Origin of the sequence: Pseudomonas sp. FEMGT703P, from assembly GCF_002786345.1 — a bacterium.
GTDB classification, from domain to species: Bacteria; Pseudomonadota; Gammaproteobacteria; order Pseudomonadales; family Pseudomonadaceae; genus Aquipseudomonas; species Aquipseudomonas peli.
Window position 1 is genome coordinate 88702 of sequence record NZ_PGCM01000006.1, and the last position, 17946, is coordinate 106647.

Annotated in this window: 17 protein-coding genes; 10 read left to right on the forward strand and 7 right to left on the reverse strand. The window is 61.3% G+C overall.

The window, feature by feature from the left end:
* Positions 1-2 precede the first annotated feature (2 nt).
* The 3 genes from CUR33_RS10525 to CUR33_RS10535 all read left to right on the forward strand — a co-directional run bounded on the left by CUR33_RS10525 (position 3) and on the right by CUR33_RS10535 (position 3552).
* Positions 3-1511: a tripartite tricarboxylate transporter permease gene (locus tag CUR33_RS10525; RefSeq protein ID WP_090251969.1), complete on the forward strand. Its 1509-nt coding sequence runs from the start codon at positions 3-5 to the stop codon at positions 1509-1511.
* Positions 1504-2535 (forward strand): AbrB family transcriptional regulator, encoded by a 1032-nt coding sequence (locus CUR33_RS10530; protein ID WP_289239578.1) that lies wholly within the window; start codon positions 1504-1506, stop codon positions 2533-2535. The genes CUR33_RS10525 and CUR33_RS10530 overlap by 8 nt, the downstream gene beginning before the upstream one ends.
* A 147-nt stretch (positions 2536-2682) precedes the next feature.
* On the forward strand, positions 2683-3552 hold the full coding sequence (locus CUR33_RS10535) for a DUF6279 family lipoprotein (protein ID WP_289239579.1): 870 nt from the start codon (positions 2683-2685) through the stop codon (positions 3550-3552).
* Positions 3553-3559: 7 nt separating this feature from the next.
* Here the strand turns inward: CUR33_RS10535 and ung are convergent, their stop codons facing one another.
* Positions 3560-4252 carry a uracil-DNA glycosylase gene (gene ung / locus CUR33_RS10540; RefSeq protein ID WP_289239580.1) on the reverse strand — a complete coding sequence of 231 codons (693 nt, stop codon included), beginning with the start codon at positions 4250-4252 and terminating at the stop codon, positions 3560-3562.
* 515 nt (positions 4253-4767) lie between these two features.
* On the opposite strand from ung, the gene CUR33_RS10545 reads away from it, so the two are divergent.
* Entirely contained in the window at positions 4768-6006 is a 1239-nt protein-coding gene (locus CUR33_RS10545; protein ID WP_289239581.1) for an MFS transporter, read from the forward strand.
* A 103-nt stretch (positions 6007-6109) separates the two neighbouring features.
* Here the strand turns inward: CUR33_RS10545 and CUR33_RS10550 are convergent, their stop codons facing one another.
* A complete protein-coding gene (locus tag CUR33_RS10550; protein WP_289239582.1) occupies positions 6110-6991 on the reverse strand; it encodes an AraC family transcriptional regulator in 882 nt (293 codons plus the stop codon).
* A 137-nt stretch (positions 6992-7128) separates the two neighbouring features.
* Here CUR33_RS10550 and CUR33_RS10555 point away from each other — a divergent pair, with 137 nt between their 5' ends.
* The 6 genes from CUR33_RS10555 (at position 7129) to CUR33_RS10580 (ending at position 13246) form a co-directional block, all read left to right on the forward strand.
* Positions 7129-8622 (forward strand): CoA-acylating methylmalonate-semialdehyde dehydrogenase, encoded by a 1494-nt coding sequence (locus CUR33_RS10555; RefSeq protein WP_289239583.1) that lies wholly within the window; start codon positions 7129-7131, stop codon positions 8620-8622.
* Between the two features lie 73 nt (positions 8623-8695).
* Complete coding sequence (locus CUR33_RS10560) at positions 8696-9862, forward strand: isobutyryl-CoA dehydrogenase (protein ID WP_289239584.1); 1167 nt, start codon at positions 8696-8698, stop codon at positions 9860-9862.
* Positions 9863-9915: 53 nt separating this feature from the next.
* Positions 9916-10734 (forward strand): enoyl-CoA hydratase, encoded by an 819-nt coding sequence (locus CUR33_RS10565; protein WP_289239585.1) that lies wholly within the window; start codon positions 9916-9918, stop codon positions 10732-10734.
* Between the two features lie 20 nt (positions 10735-10754).
* The gene (locus tag CUR33_RS10570) at positions 10755-11858 is read left to right on the forward strand and encodes an enoyl-CoA hydratase/isomerase family protein (RefSeq protein ID WP_289239586.1); all 1104 of its coding nucleotides are present in this window, start codon (positions 10755-10757) and stop codon (positions 11856-11858) included.
* A gap of 34 nt (positions 11859-11892) precedes the next feature.
* Positions 11893-12783 (forward strand): 3-hydroxyisobutyrate dehydrogenase, encoded by an 891-nt coding sequence (gene mmsB / locus CUR33_RS10575; RefSeq protein ID WP_289239768.1) that lies wholly within the window; start codon positions 11893-11895, stop codon positions 12781-12783.
* Between the two features lie 124 nt (positions 12784-12907).
* The gene (locus tag CUR33_RS10580) at positions 12908-13246 is read left to right on the forward strand and encodes a tryptophan synthase subunit beta (protein ID WP_090251940.1); all 339 of its coding nucleotides are present in this window, start codon (positions 12908-12910) and stop codon (positions 13244-13246) included.
* Positions 13247-13319: 73 nt separating this feature from the next.
* On the opposite strand, the gene CUR33_RS10585 is transcribed toward CUR33_RS10580, so the two are convergent.
* The 5 genes from CUR33_RS10585 to CUR33_RS10605 are packed head-to-tail and all read right to left on the reverse strand — an operon-like array spanning position 13320 to position 17938.
* Positions 13320-14480 (reverse strand): alginate O-acetyltransferase AlgX-related protein, encoded by a 1161-nt coding sequence (locus CUR33_RS10585; protein ID WP_289239587.1) that lies wholly within the window; start codon positions 14478-14480, stop codon positions 13320-13322.
* Positions 14481-14491: 11 nt separating this feature from the next.
* Positions 14492-15907 (reverse strand): MBOAT family O-acyltransferase, encoded by a 1416-nt coding sequence (locus CUR33_RS10590; RefSeq protein ID WP_289239588.1) that lies wholly within the window; start codon positions 15905-15907, stop codon positions 14492-14494.
* Positions 15908-15919: 12 nt separating this feature from the next.
* Positions 15920-16579, reverse strand: coding sequence for an alginate O-acetyltransferase AlgF (locus tag CUR33_RS10595; protein WP_289239589.1), 660 nt, complete (start codon positions 16577-16579; stop codon positions 15920-15922).
* Positions 16576-17235, reverse strand: a complete 660-nt coding sequence (locus tag CUR33_RS10600; protein ID WP_282876417.1) for an SGNH/GDSL hydrolase family protein — start codon at positions 17233-17235, stop codon at positions 16576-16578. Before CUR33_RS10600 ends, CUR33_RS10595 begins: the two co-directional genes overlap by 4 nt.
* Positions 17236-17281: 46 nt before the next feature.
* Positions 17282-17938, reverse strand: a complete 657-nt coding sequence (locus CUR33_RS10605; RefSeq protein WP_289239590.1) for an SGNH/GDSL hydrolase family protein — start codon at positions 17936-17938, stop codon at positions 17282-17284.
* Positions 17939-17946: the final 8 nt, after the last annotated feature.

The window sequence follows — 17946 nt, forward strand, 5'->3', positions numbered from 1 at the left end:
AAATGGAAACCCTGAATTTCTTGATGCAAGGTTTCGAAGTCGCGACCCGACCGGAAAACCTGCTGGTGGCCTTATTCGGTGCCTTTGTCGGCACCATCGTCGGCCTGTTGCCGGGCCTTGGCCCAATCAATGGCGTAGCGCTGCTGCTGCCACTGGCCTTTGCCCTCGGCCTGTCACCGGAAACCGCACTGATTCTGCTCGCTGCCGTGTACCTGGGCTGTGAGTATGGCGGACGTATCTCGGCGATTCTGCTTAACGTACCCGGCGACGCCGCAGCGGTGATGACCACCCTCGACGGCTACCCACTCGCCCGCCAGGGCAAGGCCGGGATCGCCCTGTCGCTGTCGGCCGTCAGCTCGTTTATTGGCAGCATGATCGCGACCTGCGGCGTGGTGCTGTTTGCGCCAATTCTGGCCAACTGGGCAGTGGCCTTCGGCCCGGCCGAGTACTTTGTACTGATGATTTTCGCCATCGCCTGCCTGGGTGGCATGGTCGGCGACAAGCCAGTAAAAACCTTGATGGCTGCTTTGATCGGCCTAGCCCTGGCCACGGTTGGAGTGGACTCGACCACGGGCGTGTATCGCTTCACCTTCGGCAGCGTTAGCCTCTCGGACGGCATCCAGTTCGTTATCGTGGTAATCGGCTTCTTCAGCGTCAGTGAAGTGCTGCTGATGCTGGAAAAAACCCACAACGGCCAGAAAGCCGTGAAGGCCAGCGGCCGCCTGCTATTCAACTTCAAAGAGTTCTGCTTCACCTTCTGGACCATGGTGCGCAGTTCCCTGGCCGGCTTCGTCATCGGCGTCCTGCCAGGTGCCGGCGCCACCATCGCCAGCGCCATGACCTATATGACGGAAAAGCGCATGGCCGGCCCGAACGGCAAATTCGGCGACGGTGATCTGCGCGGCCTGGCGGCGCCGGAAGCAGCCAACAACGCCTCGGCTTGCGGCTCGCTGATCCCGATGCTGACCCTCGGCGTCCCGGGCTCTGGTACCACCGCTGTGATGATCGGCGCGCTGACGCTGTACAACATCACCCCCGGCCCGTTGCTGTTCGAACAGCAACCGGACGTGGTCTGGGGCCTGATCGCCTCGCTGTTTATCGGCAACGTGATTCTGCTGGTGATGAACATTCCCCTGGTTGGCCTGTTCGCCCGCATGCTCAGCGTGCCCAACTGGGTGCTGGTGCCAGCGATCACCGTGATCAGCATGGTCGGCGTTTACGCGGTGCACAGCACCACCTTCGACCTGGTGCTGATGATCGGCCTCGGCGTATTCGGCTATATCCTGCGCAAGCTGGACTTCCCGCTGTCGGCGCTGATCCTCGGCTTCGTCCTTGGCGAGCTGATGGAAGACAACCTGCGCCGCGCCCTGTCGATCTCCGCTGGCGACCTGAGCATCCTCTGGAACAGCCCGATCAGCCTGTGCCTCTGGGCACTCACCGCGCTGATGCTCGGCCTGCCGGGCCTGCGCTGGTGGCGTTCGCGCCGTGCGGCGCAACTGGCCAATGCCTAAGCTCCATGCGCTCACCGGCTGGCAAAGCTGGTGGGCCACGCCCCTGGTCGGCCTGTTAGGCGGCTATCTGGCCAGCCTGATCGGCTGGCCTTTGCCGTGGATCATCGGCTCGCTGCTGGCGGTTATCGTCGCGCGTTGCAGCGGCTGGCTGATCACCGAGCCGCCGGGCGGCCGCAAGACCGGCCAGTGGCTGGTGTCCAGCGCCATCGGCCTGCACTTTACCGGCGAGGTGTTGAGCCAGCTCCTCAGCCACTTCGGCGTCATTCTGCTCGGTGCCCTGCTCACCCTGCTGCTCAGCCTGATCGGCATCATCGTGCTGCGCCGCGCCGGACTGGATCGCGCCACCGCGTTCTTCGCCAGCATGCCCGGTGGAGCCAGCGAGATGGTCAATCTGGCCCAGCGGCATAACGCCGAAACCGCCAAGGTGGCGGCCGCCCATAGCCTGCGCCTGCTGCTGGTGGTGCTGTTGATTCCGGCAATCTTCACCTGGAGCCTGCCGCCCATCGAGCCGCCTCTACCAGCAGCGGTCAGTTGGCCCTGGCTGGCGGTGCTGCTCCCGGCTGGCGCGCTGCTGGCCTGGTTATGGGGACGTTTGGGCCAACCCAACCCGTGGATGCTTGGCCCGCTAAGCGTCTGCGCCGTGGCCAGCGTGAGCTTCGATCTGCATCTGGGTTTGCCCGACGGCCTGGGTCAGGTCGGCCAATGGCTGATCGGCTGCGCCTTGGGTTGTCACTTCGACCGCAACTTCTTTCGCAGCGCTCCGGGTTTTCTCGCACGCATCCTGCTGTTCTGCCTGCTTGCCATGCTCGCCGCCGCCGCACTGGGCCAAGGCCTGGGCTGGCTGGCCGGGGAAAACCAGAATGCGCTGATGCTCGGCATGATGCCTGGCGGCATCACCGAGCTGTGCCTGACCGCCGAAGCCCTGCAACTCTCGGTGGCGCTGGTCACCGCTCTGCAGGTGCTGCGCTTGTTTCTGGTGATGTTTCTCGCCGAGCCGTTATTCAGGCTTTGGCAACGCAGCTGAAAGCGCTTTGACGACCACATTTAGCCCGCCTTGTGCGGGCTCTTTTTTGCCTGCACCGCAGCAGTTTTTGTTTAACAGATATGTCCGCAGCCACCCAGGCGCATACCACGGGGGTACTCTCAGGCCTGGTCTAACGAGGCACCCCACATGAGCGAACTGCGCTGGCCCGCCGTGAAAACCCTGCTGCTAATGCTTTGCCTGAGCCTGTTGATTAGCGCCTGCAGCCGTGCAGGCCTGGCGTATCGCAACCTGGACTGGCTGGTGCCCTGGCGGCTCAACGATTACCTGAATCTCAACAGCCAGCAGCAGGCCTGGCTCAAGCCCCGCTTGCAGACGCACCTGCAATGGCACTGCAGCGCCGAGCTGCCGCGTTATATCGAGTGGCTGCAAACCACCGAAAGCATCCTCGCCCAGCCGCAGCCAGACAGCGCTCAGCTGCTTGAACAGTTCGCCCAATTCGATGCCGCGCTCAAACGCATCGGCGTCGAGATCACCCCCACCGCCATTGAACTGCTACAAGGCCTGAGCGAACAGCAGGTCAGCGAGCTTTACGCCGCGATTGATGAAGACAATCTGGAAGATCGCCAGGACTTTCTCGACCCGCCCCTGGCCACCCAGATCAGTGAACGCAGTGAGCGTATGCAGGAACGCCTGCGGGCCTGGATGGGCCGCCTGAACAGTGCCCAGACAGAACATATCGCCGCCTGGGCCAATGGCCTCGGCGAGCAGAACCGCCTGTGGTTGGAGAATCGGCAACTGTGGCAGGCAGAGCTGCGCAAGGTGGTCGCCGAACGCGATAGCGCGGACTTCGCCGAACGAGTAACCCGCCTGCTGCAGCAACGCGAGAGCTTCTACAGCGACGAGTACCGCGCCAGTTATGGGCGCTCACGCCAGGCGCTGGCCACGCTGTTCAGCCAGCTGTTGAGCAACAGCGATGAGGCGCAGCGCGAGCGCCTGAGTCATCGCTTGCGCGACCTGCGCCGCGATCTGGCCGAGCAGCAGTGCGACGCCGCTTAACAGGCTGTTAAACCGCAGGTAAGCGCCAGTCGATCGGGCTCAGCTCATGCTGCTGGAGGAACTTGTTGGCACGGCTGAAATGGCCGTTGCCGATAAAGCCACGGTGCGCCGACAGCGGCGAAGGGTGCACGGATTTCAGCACCAGATGCTTGCTGACATCGATGAGTTTTTCCTTGCTCTGCGCATGGGCGCCCCAGAGCAGAAACACCAGACGCTCCTGCTGCTGGCTGACCACCTCGATCACCTTGTCGGTAAAGGTCTGCCAGCCGATCTTGGCATGGGAGCCGGCGATGCCATGCTCCACCGTCAATGAAGTGTTAAGCAGCAGCACGCCCTGCTCCGCCCAATGCTGCAGGTTGCCGTGGTCGGGAATATCGATATTCAGGTCGCGTTTGAGCTCTTTATAGATATTCACCAGCGACGGCGGCGTCTTCACCCCAGGCTGCACTGAGAAGCACAGACCATGGGCCTGACCCGGGCCGTGATACGGATCCTGGCCGATCACCACTACCTTGGTCTGCGCCAACGGGGTGGAATTAAGCGCATTGAAAATCAGCGAACCGGGCGGATAAATCTGCTTACCTGCGGCCTTCTCGCTGCGCAGAAAATCCCCCAGCTCACGCATATAGGGCTTCTCGAACTCTTCATGCAGAGCGGCCTTCCAGCCGGCTTCGAGTTTGACGTTATCGGCGGCGCTCATGCCTGATTCCTGCTTAATCCAACGAAGACGGCACGCTAAGGAAGGCGGCTAGGCAAGTCAAGGCGAGCGCGCGGAACAACCCGCAAGCACACCATCTTCATACTGTCGCTAAAACCGACCTACCGGAACGCAGGAGACTGGCCACGATCGACGCGTCCCAAACCGTGGCTTAACCCTACGGCTTAAAACGGCCGTATGGCATGACGTGCTTACGACAATTGAACAGCGCTTAGAACGTTTCCTGATCGGCAAAAAGCCAAAGACATGGCGTTATAAAACATATCTAGGACGCTTTTATCAGTCGTCCGAACTGCCCGCTCAGTAGAGTCACCTGCAGCAGCGTACTGAAAAAATCAGTACCTCTGGCGCTGCGTGATCAATAGCCCCCTCACGCTGACTTAAAGATGGACGCACAGCCAAGTGCAGTGCATCCGTGGATAGGTGTGCCTCAATCACGTCGTGTTGCAACCCGCGCCTGAGTGCTAACAATCCCAACCGCCCACAGGGTGCAGACCATGCGTTTGAATGCTGCGATTGTCGTGTTGCTAACCAGCCTGGTCGCCGCGACCTATGGTTTCGGGATTTACCTATTTGCCCAGCTCGTACCGGACATGCAGGCCTCCCTGGGCTTCGATTTCTCCTATGTAGGCAGTATCACCGCTTCGGCGCAGCTGGGCTTTCTACTCTGTGCCTTGCTGGCTGTCTGGCTGACACCGAAGATCGGTGGCGGCTGGATGATCGTGGCCTCCGGGGCGGTGTGTGCTCTGGCATTACTGCTGATTCCGCTGTCAAACAACATCCTGGTGATCGGCGCATTACTGACCCTGTTGGCGGGTACGGCGGCGACTGTGTTTGTGCCGATGGTCGATGTCATCTCTAGGGTCACGGCCTACCGCTACCGGGGGTTGGCCATGGGCCTGGTATCCAGCGGAACCAGTTATGGGGTGGCGATCAACAGCCTGCTGGTGCCGCTGTATGCCGCGCCAGGTGAATGGCGCAGCGTGTGGTGGTGGGTGGGGTTGCTCACCGTAGCCATGGCACTGCTGGTGCTGGTGGTTTTCAAGAAAGGCGGTTTGCTCAGCACAACCTCGCAGCCGGTTGTAGCGCCCACAGCCCTTAAATTGACAGTGCCCAGCAAGCGCTCAGCGCTGATACAACCCTGGGTGCTGCTGATCTGGTCGATGAATTTCTTGATCGGGTTTGCCACCTTTCCGTTCCAAACCTACCTCTCGTCCTACCTGCGCACGGAACTGGGTTTTGACGTGCAATACAGCGCACAGGTCTGGGCCGTGATCGGCTTCGTTGGCATGTTTGCAGGACTGGCAGTCGGTTGGCTCTCCGACCGCACGGGGCTGCGCGCCGCCATGTTGTTGGTCTACGGCTGTGTGGTAACGGCGGCACTGATATTCGTTGTAAGTCCCTCAGGGCATTGGCCCTTAGTCGCAGCGGCGCTGTTCTCTACGGCCTTCTATCCCATTTTCGGCCTTATCCCCGCTTACGTTTCCAAACTGGCATCGTCCAGCGCCATGGCGGTATCCATATTTGGCGTTGCCAACGTGATGCAAGGCTCTGGCGGCATGCTCGGCAATTACGGCGCAGGTCTGCTGGCCAATTACAGCGGCAGCTTTGCTGGGGTGTACGCAACCATTGCCGGCGTGGGCGCAGTACTGATTATCTTGACCCTAAAGCTGCCCACAGAAGCCCCCGCGGCTGTATCACCCGGGTTAGGCATGAACCATCCGACTGCACGTTAGCGACTTGCCAATAACCGGCAATCTATCGGTTCGCACTAAGCGTTGATATTTCAGACCCAGCCCTTGGCCGGAAAGCAGCCGCCTGCCCCCTAAAACTTCTGACTTATCCCTGATGCAGCGCCCGGTAATGACTGGGTGCCATGCCGACCACTTTGCGAAACAGCCGCGAGAAGTAATACACATCGTCATAGCCCAGCTGTTCGGCCACCTGGCGGATGCCCTGCTCGCCTTCATCGAGCAGGCGGCAGGCGTGGGCCATTTTCAGCTGGATAAAGTCCTGAATTGGCGCATGGCCGGTCAGGGCGCGGTAGGTCTTGGCGAAGTGAAAGCGCGACAGTTTGAACTGCGCGGCCAGCTCATCGAGGTTTAGCGCGTCGTGCAGATGCGCACGCATCACCGCCTGCACCGCGTCCACATCGAGCACTCGCCCGGATTTCAAGGTGGTGCGTGCCGGCAGCACCGCCAGTGAGGTCAGAAGCACCTGCAACTGGTGCGCGGCATGAACGAAGTGCGCCAGGTTCAGACCCTGCTTACGCAGGTTGAGCAAGGCATCGAACTCAGCGAGCAAACGCGGCTGCACGCCGATACGCCACAGCGGCCCCTTGCCTAAGGGCTTGAGAAAGTCCGCCACCAGATCGCCGTCGAAGTGCACCCAGTACAGCGTCCAGGGCTTGTCCACGTCCGCGCCATAGGCATGCATCACGCCTTTCGGCAACAGCAGCAAATCGCCACCACTGACAGCTAATCGTCCATCCGCTGTCTCTAGCCAGCCCTGCCCGGCACGGCAGTAGATCAGCAAATGGTCCTCCGGCTGCGGGCGATGCATGCGGTGCCCCTGCGCCTGCGGGTAAAAGCCGAGAGCCAGCGGATAGCAGCCCTGCGCAAGCGGGCTGCGCGCCAACAGGCGGCGCAATCTCGGCGGCGTAATAAAGCGCACGCCATTGGCGGGCAGTGGCCAGTTGGACGTATCAACCTGCACGCTCATGGGTATCCTGGCTATTGATTCAATACCAAGATAGTCCATCTGTAGACCAAGATCGTCAATCCACAAAGCCGAGCAAGGCGGCTATAACACGGACAAAACAACAACCGAGCCCATGCAGAGGCTCGCCGGAGGAACGCATGGCCAAGGCAATCCCGCAGTTGATCGACGGTGAATGGCGCGAAAGCCGCGCCCGTGAATTTATCGAAGTCACCGACCCGGCGACCCAGGAAGTACTGGCGCTGGCCCCCAAGGCCACCGCCGAGGAAATCGAAGCAGCGATTGCCAGTGCCAAAGCAGCCTTCCTCACCTGGCGCGAAGTGCCCGTCTCCGACCGCGCACGGGTGATGCTGCGTTACCAGCATCTGCTCAAGGAACACCACGACGAGCTGGCGGAAATCCTCGCAGGCGAAACCGGCAAGACCCTGGCCGATGCCAAGGGCGATGTCTGGCGCGGTATCGAGGTGGTGGAACAAGCCTGCAACATCGCCAGCCTGATGATGGGCGAGACCATGGAGAACGTGGCCCGCGACATCGACACCGCCAGCTGGATTCAGCCGCTGGGCGTATGCGTCGGCGTCACCCCGTTCAACTTCCCGGCGATGATTCCGCTGTGGATGTTTCCCCTGGCCATCGCCGCCGGCAATACCTTTATTCTCAAGCCGTCCGAACAGGACCCGCTGACGCCTAACCGCCTGGCCGAGCTGTTTATCGAAGCTGGCGCGCCCAAGGGCGTATTGCAGGTGCTGCACGGCGCGCGCGAAGTGGTCGACAGCCTGCTGACCCATCCAGATATCCGCGCCATCTCCTTCGTCGGCTCGGTGCCGGTTGGCCAGCATATCTACCGTACGGGCACCGCGCACCTGAAGCGTGTGCAGGCCTTTGCCGGGGCGAAGAACCATATGGTGATCATGCCCGACGCCAACAAGCAGCAGGTGCTGAGCAACCTGGTCGGCGCCAGCTGCGGCGCGGCCGGGCAGCGCTGCATGGCGATCAGCGTGGCGGTGTTTGTCGGCGAGTCGAAGCATTGGATCGACGAGTTGCAGGCGCAGATGGCCGACCTGCAACCCGGCTACTGGACCGATGGCCACGCCGCCTTCGGCCCGCTGATCAGCCAGCAGGCAAGACAGCGCGTGCTGCGCCTGATCGCCGAAGGTAAAGCGGAGGGCGCCGAGTGCCTGCTGGACGGCTCGCACTGCGCAGTCGAGGGTTACCCCAATGGCAACTGGGTCGGTCCAACCCTGTTTCGCGGCGTTACCGCCAAGATGAGCCTGTACCGCGAGGAAATCTTCGGCCCGGTGCTGGTATGCATGGAAGTCGATACGCTTGAGGAGGCCATCGAGCTGGTCAACGCCAGCCCCTACGGCAACGGCACCTCAATCTTCACCCGCTCCGGCGGCGCGGCGCGGCATTACCAGCACGCGGTGGAAGTCGGCCAGGTCGGCATCAACGTACCGGTGCCGGTACCACTGCCGTTCTTCTCCTTTACCGGTTGGAAGGGTTCGTTCTACGGTGACCTGCACGCCTACGGCAAACAGGGCGTACGCTTCTTCACCGAAACCAAAACGGTCACCAGCCGCTGGTTCGATGAGGACTCCGTAGCAGGCGCAAATATGACTATTCAACTCAAGTAACCGAACGCCAGGCTAATCACGAGTTGGCCTGGCCTTAACTGCCGGGGATTACCCATCCCGCTAAGGATCACCAATGGATTTTGAACTCAGCGATGAACAACGCCTGCTGGTAGAAAGCGCCCGCCAGTTTGCCAGCCGTGAACTGGCCCCGCATGCCGCCGACTGGGACCGCGACCACCACTTCCCGGTGGATGTGATCAAGCGCGCCGCCGAACAGGGTTACCTGGCCCTCTATATAAATGAAGAGGATGGCGGACTCGGCCTATCCCGCCTGTCCGCTTCGCTGATTTTCGAACAACTGTCGGCCGGCTGCATTGCCACCACGGCATTTCTGACCATCCACAATATGGCCTCGTGGATGCTCGCCTCTTTCGCCGACCAAACGCTGAAGGATGCCTGGCTGCCGCGCCTGGTCAGCGGCGAATTGCTGGCCTCCTACTGCCTCACTGAGCCGGACGCCGGCTCCGACGCCGCGCACCTGCGCACCCGCGCCAAGCGTGATGGCGACGACTACGTGCTGGACGGCAGCAAGTGCTTTATCTCCGGCGCCGGCTCCACCGATGTGCTGATCGTGATGGCGCGCACCGGCGACGAAAGCGGCGCCAAGGGTGTGTCCTGCTTACTGGTGCCGGCCGATGCCGAGGGAGTGAAGTACGGTCGCAACGAACTGAAGATGGGCTGGCGCGCCCAGCCGACCCGCACTATCACCTTCGAAGGTGTGCGTATACCGGCGGGCAACCGCATCGGGCCCGAGGGCCAGGGCTTTGTTTACGCGATGAAGGGCCTGGATGGCGGGCGTATCAATATCGCCAGCTGCTCGCTGGGTGCTGCACAAGCGGCGCTGGAGCAATCGCTGCGTTATGTGGAAGAACGCAAACAGTTCGGCAAGCCACTAAGTGACTTCCAGTCCCTGCAATTCAAGCTCGCCGACATGCTCACTGATCTGACCGCCAGCCGGCAGATGGTACGCCTGGCCGCGCACAAGCTGGACCACGCTCACAGCGAAGCCAGCCTGTATTGCGCCATGGCCAAGCGCTTCGCCACCGACCACTGCTTCAACCTGTGCAACGAGGCGTTGCAGTTGCATGGCGGCTACGGTTACCTCAACGACTACCCGCTGGAGCGCTGGGTGCGCGACAGCCGCGTGCACCAGATACTCGAAGGCACCAACGAAATAATGCGGGTGATCATCGCCCGCCGCCTGCTGGATCAAGGCGGCATGCTGGATCGTTTGCTGTAGCTTTTAATTCTCTCTCCCCTCGGGGAGAGGGGAGCAACCTGACGAGGACCGTTATGAGCAACGCCATCGAAGCCTACAACCCCGGCGTGTTTGACCTGACCCACAAGCTCACCGTGGAAAAACACGGCCATACCGCGCTGATCACCATCAACCAGCCGCCGGCCAATACCTGGGACCGCGACTCGCTGATCGGCCTCAAGCTGCTACTTGAACACCTCAACCGCGACGATGACATCTACGCCTTGGTGATCACCGGCCAGGGTGGCAAGTTCTTCAGTGCCGGCGCCGACCTCAAGCTGTTCGCCGACGGCGATAAAGCCCGCGCCCGTGAAATGGCCCGGCGTTTTGGCGAAGCCTTCGAAGCGCTGCGCGATTTCCGTGGCGTCTCGATCGCCGCGATCAACGGCTACGCCATGGGCGGCGGCCTGGAATGCGCGCTGGCCTGCGATATCCGCATCGCCGAACGCCAGGCGCAAATGGCCCTGCCAGAAGCCACGGTCGGCCTACTGCCCTGCGCCGGCGGCACCCAACACCTGAGCTGGCTGATCGGCGAAGGCTGGGCCAAGCGCATGATCCTCTGCGGCGAGCGGGTGGATGCAGACACCGCCCAGCGCATCGGCCTGGTCGAGCAAGTGGTCGATACCGGCGAAGCCCGTGGTCATGCCCTGCTGCTGGCGGCCAAGGTCGCGCGGCAAAGCCCGGTGGCTGTGCGCACCATCAAACCGCTGATCCAGGGCGCCCGCGAACGCAGCCCGAACACCTGGCTGAGTGAAGAGCGCGAGCGCTTTGTCGACCTGTTCGACGCCGACGACACCCGCGAGGGGGTCAACGCCTTCCTGGAAAAACGCGACCCGCAGTGGCGCAATAAATAATCCGCAGGGTGACAACTACGATGAATGTGCAATTCGAAGAACGCCCGGCCCAACACGGTATGCGCATCGGCATCGCCAGCCTGGATGCGGAAAAGAGCCTGAACGCCCTGTCGCTGCCGATGATCGAAACGCTGGATGCCAAGCTCAAGGCCTGGGCGGACGACCCGAGCATCACCTGCGTAATGCTGCGCGGCAATGGTCCAAAAGCCTTCTGCGCGGGCGGCGACGTGGTACAGCTGGTGCACCAGTGCCGCGAACACCCTGGCGAAATCCCGCCGCTGGCGCGACGCTTCTTTGCTGACGAATACCGCCTCGACCACCGCATCCACACCTACCCGAAACCCTTTATCTGCTGGGCCCACGGCCATGTGCTGGGCGGCGGCATGGGCCTGATGCAGGGTGCAGGTATTCGCATCGTCACCCCAGGCAGCCGCCTGGGCATGCCGGAAGTGAATATCGGCTTGTACCCGGATGTCGGCGGCAGCTGGTTCCTCGCGCGCCTGCCGGGCAAGCTCGGCCTGTTTCTCGGCCTGACCGCCAGCAGCATCAACGCCAGGGATGCGCTGGATCTGGACCTGGCCGACCGCGTGCTGCTCGACAGCCAGCAGGACGACTTACTCGATGGCCTGGCCCAGCTCAACTGGCAGGAGCAGAGCGCGCAGCAACTGCACAGCCTGCTCAAGGCCCTGGAAAACCAGGCCCTGGCTGAACTGCCAGAAGCCCAATGGTTGCCGCGTCGCGCGCGTATCGACGAACTGCTCGATACCGCCGACCTGCCCCACGCCTGGAATGCTATCAGCGCCTTGCACAGCGACAGCGACCTGCTGTTGGCCCGCGCAGCCAAGACCTTGGCCGGCGGCAGCCCGCTGACCGGACACCTGGTATGGGAGCAGATCAAACGCGCCAAACAGCTGTCCCTGGCCGAAGTATTTCAGATGGAATACGCCATGAGCCTGAACTGCTGCCGCCACCCAGAATTCCCTGAAGGCGTGCGCTCGCGGCTGATCGACAAGGACCACGCGCCGCGCTGGCACTGGCCGGATGTGGCGAGCATTCCGCAGCAGGTAATCGACGCGCACTTCGCCCCCGCCTGGGACGGCGCCCACCCACTGGCAGACCTCTAACCCGGCAACGGCCACTCTTCAGCGCGACAGGAGCATAACAATGACAACAATCGCTTTTATCGGCCTCGGCCACATGGGACTACCCATGGCGCGCAACCTGCTCAAGGCCGGCTTCAACCTGAGGGTCTTCGACCTGCTGCAAGCAGCCGTCGAAAACCTCGCCAAGGACGGCGCGCAAGCAGCCAGCAGCGCGCTGGACGCGGTGCAGGATGCCGATGTGGTGGTCAGCATGCTGCCGGCCAGCCGCCATGTCGAAGGCCTATACCTGGGTGATAATGGCCTGCTGGCCGCGCTCAAGCCCGGCAGTTTGGTATTGGAATGCTCGACCATTGCCCCGGAAGCCGCACGCAAGGTGCACCAAGCGGCGGCGGCGCGCGGTATCGAACTGCTCGACGCGCCCGTGTCTGGCGGTACGGCCGGCGCGGCAGCCGGCACCCTGACCTTTATGATCGGCGGCGCGGCAACCACGCTGGAAAAAGCTCGGGCGATCTTCGAGGCCATGGGCAAGAACATCTTCCACGCCGGCCCCGACGGTGCAGGCCAAGTGGCCAAGGTATGCAACAACCAGGTGCTGGCGGTGCAGATGATCGCCACCGCCGAAGCTATGGCCATGGGCGTGGCCAACGGCCTGGAGCCAGCAGTGCTGGCCGAGATCATGCGGCAAAGTTCGGGCGGCAACTGGACGCTGGAGAAGTACAACCCCTGGCCCGGCGTGATGGAAAACGCCCCGGCGTCCAAAGGCTACAGCGGCGGCTTTATGGCCGAGCTGATGGCCAAAGACCTGGGTCTCGCCCAGGAGGCCGCACAGGCCAGCGGCAGCAGCACGCCCATGGGCGCGCTGGCGTTGCAGCTGTATCGCCTGCTGCTCAAGCAAGGCAAGGGCAAGCAGGACTTCTCGGTGGTGCAGCAATTGTTCATCGACTAAATCGGTATTGACCGCATAAAGCAGGAAGCAGGAAGCTGGGCTTTGTAACTGGTCGGAGCCGACGTTCCAGCTAAGCTCAATAGCGGGACTTGCCGAGGGCGGGTCATAGGGAAGGATAATGCCGATGTTCTATGTCCAGCGGGATGCCAGCGGCCATCTGCGGCGAGTGGAAGTGATGCCGTTCGAGAGCATGACCAACACCCTGACGGCCGACTCAGACGAGATTCAAGCATGGTTTGCCAGCCAGAACCTTGAATCGAACCTTATGCAACTGAAGCAAAGCGACCTGGACATGATCCGCGTCGTGGACGATTTAGTGCATTTGCTGATCAGTAAAGGCGTCATCCGCATCACAGATCTTCCGGCAGCGGTTCAGACCAAGCTTCTGACCCGCTCTCAAGCCAGGGAATCACTCGGGGGCTTACACAGCCTGATCAATGCTGATGAGCGCGGCATCATCTAGCAGCGCTTCAGTAAACCCGTAAAGCAAAAGGCCATGCGGTGCAGCATGGCCTTTTGTTTGAGTGCTCATTCCCTCAACCGGGTTGGCCGTCCAGCATGATGTCGTCGCGGTAAGGTGACTGCAAATCACGCTCAGGAATTTCCCAGATCAGCACCTCAGGCGGCGTCTGCTTGAACGCCGGGCTGCTGAAATAGTCTTTAGCAGCCCCAGAAAACTCACCGCCATCCTTGGCAAAGTTGCCCACTCGCGCACCCACCGCACGTTCAAGGAAAGGGATGAAGTTGGAGTTACGCGAGAACGAGGTGCCAATCACGGCAAGGTTCGGCAGTTGGCTGTCGCCGAACAGATCATCCTCGCCCAATGCGGCTTCCTCGACGGCGCCCTGCACTTCCTTGATCTGGGTGACTGCCACCTGCTCCATGGCTGGCTGCAGGCTCTCAGGCAACCAATCGAGCCCAGCCAAACGCACCAGATCGCCGGGACGCGGCTGCGGCGCCGTAACACTGGCCACAAACTGTTTGGCCGGGGTTGGGCTAACGCCCAGTGCGGCTATCCGCTCGGCCACCGCTGCAGCCGAGCGCTCGGCGCCGACTTCGCTCCAGTGCGTGTCGGTACGCAGGAAGGCATCGCTGCCAAGTGGTTGCAGCGTCGGAGCCAAATCCAACACCTCGACGCCCTTGGCCTGCAGTACCCGCTGCCAATCCTGCGCACGGCTGGCCAACAGTGGTGAGCGCTCAACGGCACACAACTGCTGCGAAGCAATGCGGCTCTTGTCCGGCACCAGCACTACCAGCAAACGAATACCACGCTTGCTGAGCTGCTCTTGCAACGCTGCGACTTTCTGCGCACGCGCATCAGCATCTGCAGCAGCATGTGGATGAATTTTCAGCTCATCGGTCAGAAACAGCCAGTTCGCACAGCCTTGACGCACACGGGGACCGGTATCACCAATCGCCAACCAACTGGCGGCACGCTCCAGGTCAGCAGCGCTCTTGGCAAAAGGCACATGGGCCAACTCCTTAGCAATATGATGAGTGATTTCGCCGTTCCGGATGGCGTCCCAATCAAGCTTCTCCGGCAGCAAGTCAACCTTGCCACTGACCAGTATGGCCCACAGACAAGCTGCCAGGCCGGTCAATAGAAAGGTAAACATGACCACGCCAGCTAATGGACTCAAACGAATCATCATTCGGCTGGGCATGACGGGCGCGAGGGAATTATCTTTTTTCGACATGATCGCAGCCCCTAGAACTGGAAGTACAAAAAGGGCACGGTTTCCCGGCTGGTGATCAGGGCGAACGACAGCAGGAAGCCCAATATCGGCCACACCGCGCCGACTGCCCGAAACGCCCATATCTCACCGAAACGAGCCTCCGCCCGCGCCTGATACAACGGCAGCAGAAGGCAAACGATGCCGAGTGCCGTGGCAATCCCATGCGCCGGGCGCAAGGTGGCGGCCAGGGCATCGCCCAGGGCGAAGCCATGCAGGCCAAACTGTCCGGCGTACATGTTCAATGCAGCGTCGAAAGTCGGTGCGCGGAACAATGTCCAGGCTAGGAAGACGAACAGCAAGGTCACGGTATGCGCCAGCCAGGCCGGCAGATCAGGCCAGCCAGCACGACTCCAGGCGCGGTCGATACACAGTGCAATACCGTGCGCAGCTCCCCACAGCACGTAGTTCCAGCTATCACCACCGTGCCATAGACCGCCGATAGCCATGATCAGGAATAAGTTGCGGTAGGTCTTCCAGGTACCGAAGCGATTGCCGCCCAGGCCGATGTATAAATAGTCGCGCAGCCAACTGGACAGCGAGATGTGCCAGCGCCGCCAGAAGTCCTGGATATTGCGCGCCCAGTACGGCCGGTTGAAGTTCTCCGGGAAGTGGAAACCGAGCATCAGGCCCAGGCCGATGGCCATGGCACTGTAACCGGCGAAGTCGAAGAACAGCTGCAGCGAATAGGCCAGGCAACCGATCCAGGCATCGACAAAGGACGGATTTTCCAGGGCAAAGGCCACCGCCACCAGCGGCGACAGGCTGTCGGCCACCAGCACCTTCATGCTCAGGCCGATCATGAAACGGCGCGAACCCAGGGCAAAGTTCAGCGGGTTGAAGTAGCGCTGCTGCAGCTCCTGGCGCACCCAGTCGTAGCGAATGATCGGCCCGGCAATCGAGTGGCCGAACATCGCCAGATAGGTGGCAAAGTTGGCAAAGCTGCGCTCTACCGGCACCACTTTGCGGTGCACGTCGACCAGGTAGGAAATCACCTGCAGCACAATGAACGACAGGCCCGCCGGCAACGCCACTTTCTGCCATTCGAACGGCATCGCGCCGTAGCTGGTCAGCAGCTCGTTGAAGGTCGCAGCCAGGATGTTGGCGTACTTGTACCAGCACAGAACCAGCACGTTGAGCACGATCAGCGCCGTCAGCAGACGAATTCGCTGGCGCGACTGTTCGCGGGTGTGTTCCACCAGCAGGCCACCGAGCCAGCCGATCACTGTCAGCACCACGTGCAGCAGCAGGAAGGTCGGGCTCAACCAGCCATAGAACAACCAGCTGCCAATGAGTAGCACATGGTTTCGCCCACCTGGCCTAACCAGAGCGTAAACCAGCATGAATGCAGGTAGAAACAGAGTAAGGAACTCAAGGGAGGCGAAAACCATTATCGAGTCTACTCAGTTAGCCAAATTGTCTTGCGCCTTGAACAGGCGTGGACCTTCAGCCGAGGGCACTAGGAACAGGGTGTAACGCTGGCCAGACGCCAACTCACCCAATGCCAGCGGTTCGCCCACTGAGGCGCCCCCGCAACGCAGCTGCACCGACAGACTCAACGGATTGATCGAGCGACGCTGCACGGCACCATGCGCAACATCCTTGAAAATATCGACATTGCGCCCGGCCGCTTGCAGGCCTGCATGGGCACAGGACGTATCGAGGCTGTAGAAGGCCAGCGACGCTTTGAGTGCATTGAAATCATCCGGCATCTCACGCACGGTGACCAACTCAAGCCCTTGCTGCGTGGTAATACCGACCACGGTAGCAAACTCGCCCGGAGCAACACTGATATCCAGCTGCTGCCCTACATTGGCCTGTTTGAGCGTGCCTTTGATCGGCTTGCCTGCCGGTACGGTTAGGAAATCGGAAGCGCGCACATCCCCATCCAGGCGCAGGCTGGCGCCATTGGCGGCGCTGAGTTCAAGCGCCGTCTGCCCGGCATTGAAAAAACGCAAAAACGCCGAATCTTCACTTGGGCCAGTGGGGTACAGCGGAATTTCGGCAGCCTGCAATAGGGTCACGGGCAACAGCGCAAGCAAGCTAAACAATGCGCGCATCATTTGCCTCCCTTAAGGCTGGCGGCTGGCAGCTTGGTCATCGCATCGGCAATCGCATTGCCCCAGGCTTTGTAGCCGGCCACGGTGAAATGCTGACCATCCGTGGTGATCCACTGACCCGGCTTGGACATCTTCAATGAATCGACATAGGTGCACGGCGCAACGTTGGCAGCCAGGAACTGCGACATCAGCTGGGTACGCTGATCGTTTTTCTTGTACATGCCGCCCACTTTGCCCCAGGCCGGCCCTACCCATACGCATTTGGTGCCGGTTTCAGCAATCGCCTTGGTCAGGTTGGTGACGCTCTGCCAGGCCCAGGCCTTGGGGAATGCCGGCTTGTCATAAGAGGCCATGGTGTCGCCGATGACCAGCACCACCACATCCGGCTTTTTCTGCGCAATCAGCTGCTTGATTGGGGTGGTGGTCGCACCGCTGCCCTTGAGGACCAGCTTGCCGGTGTTGTCCTGCACGGCGCCGCAGTCAACCTTCTTGGTGATCAGCCAATCCGCCGCACTGGCACCGCAGGCGCCGATGGAGTGCACCTTGGCACCTTTTGCCACCAAGGCCGCATTGAGTGGCTCGGTCAGGTGATTCTGCAGGCTCATGTGGCTCTCGCCCAGAACCATAAGGGTCAGGCCAGCAAGTACGGAAGAAGACATCGAAGGGTTCCTCGATCAGATCATGGCAAAAGGGTTAAGGCGTGAGTTATTTGGCGGCGTTCTTGCGCACATCTTCCAGCGCGGCACTGATGGCGGCACCCCATTTCTGGTAGCCCTGGGCATTCAAATGCTGACCATCCGTGGTGGCCCACTGCCCTGGCTTGGAGAACTTCAGCGAGTCGACATAGCTGCACGGCGCGACGTTGGTTGAGAGAAACGCCGACATCTGTTTGACCTTGGCGTAGGTCTTGCCGTACTTGCCGCCCTCTGTACCCCAGTTAGGCCCAATCCAGGCGCACTGCGTACCGGTCGCGGCAATGGCCTTGGTCAAACCGGAGGTCTGCTGCCAGATCCAGGCTTTGGGGAACGAAGGCTTGTCATAACCGGCCATGGTGTCACCGATCACGATCAACACCAGGTCAGGCTTGTCCTTGGCGATCAATTGCTGAATCGGCGTGGTAGTGGCCTTGCCACGTAGCACCACGGCAGGCTCTTTACCACGCCGCTCGGCCGCACCACATGCCCCACCGGGGGTGGCTTTAAGCCAGTCACCGGCATTGGCACCGCAGATGCCAATGGAGTGCACATTGGCGCCCTTGCGGGTGAGGTCGTCGTGCAATCCGCCGATCAGGTAGTTGGGGGTCGCCATGTGGCTGTCGCCAATGATCAGAATGGACAGGCCGGCGAGCAATGAAGATGCCATCGAAAAAC

Excerpts from the sequence above, each read along its gene's own strand:
- CUR33_RS10600 (WP_282876417.1), bottom strand. The coding sequence starts at position 17,235 with ATGTCTTCTTCCGTACTTGCTGGCCTGACCCTTATGGTTCTGGGCGAG.
- CUR33_RS10590 (WP_289239588.1), bottom strand. The coding sequence starts at position 15,907 with ATGGTTTTCGCCTCCCTTGAGTTCCTTACTCTGTTTCTACCTGCATTC.
- CUR33_RS10530 (WP_289239578.1), top strand. The coding sequence starts at position 1,504 with ATGCCTAAGCTCCATGCGCTCACCGGCTGGCAAAGCTGGTGGGCCACG.
- ung (WP_289239580.1), bottom strand. The coding sequence starts at position 4,252 with ATGAGCGCCGCCGATAACGTCAAACTCGAAGCCGGCTGGAAGGCCGCT.
- CUR33_RS10525 (WP_090251969.1), top strand. The coding sequence starts at position 3 with ATGGAAACCCTGAATTTCTTGATGCAAGGTTTCGAAGTCGCGACCCGA.
- CUR33_RS10535 (WP_289239579.1), top strand. The coding sequence starts at position 2,683 with ATGAGCGAACTGCGCTGGCCCGCCGTGAAAACCCTGCTGCTAATGCTT.
- CUR33_RS10565 (WP_289239585.1), top strand. The coding sequence starts at position 9,916 with ATGAGCAACGCCATCGAAGCCTACAACCCCGGCGTGTTTGACCTGACC.
- CUR33_RS10560 (WP_289239584.1), top strand. The coding sequence starts at position 8,696 with ATGGATTTTGAACTCAGCGATGAACAACGCCTGCTGGTAGAAAGCGCC.
- CUR33_RS10545 (WP_289239581.1), top strand. The coding sequence starts at position 4,768 with ATGCGTTTGAATGCTGCGATTGTCGTGTTGCTAACCAGCCTGGTCGCC.
- CUR33_RS10555 (WP_289239583.1), top strand. The coding sequence starts at position 7,129 with ATGGCCAAGGCAATCCCGCAGTTGATCGACGGTGAATGGCGCGAAAGC.
- CUR33_RS10595 (WP_289239589.1), bottom strand. The coding sequence starts at position 16,579 with ATGATGCGCGCATTGTTTAGCTTGCTTGCGCTGTTGCCCGTGACCCTA.
- CUR33_RS10550 (WP_289239582.1), bottom strand. The coding sequence starts at position 6,991 with ATGAGCGTGCAGGTTGATACGTCCAACTGGCCACTGCCCGCCAATGGC.
- CUR33_RS10580 (WP_090251940.1), top strand. The coding sequence starts at position 12,908 with ATGTTCTATGTCCAGCGGGATGCCAGCGGCCATCTGCGGCGAGTGGAA.
- CUR33_RS10570 (WP_289239586.1), top strand. The coding sequence starts at position 10,755 with ATGAATGTGCAATTCGAAGAACGCCCGGCCCAACACGGTATGCGCATC.
- CUR33_RS10605 (WP_289239590.1), bottom strand. The coding sequence starts at position 17,938 with ATGGCATCTTCATTGCTCGCCGGCCTGTCCATTCTGATCATTGGCGAC.
- CUR33_RS10585 (WP_289239587.1), bottom strand. The coding sequence starts at position 14,480 with ATGTCGAAAAAAGATAATTCCCTCGCGCCCGTCATGCCCAGCCGAATG.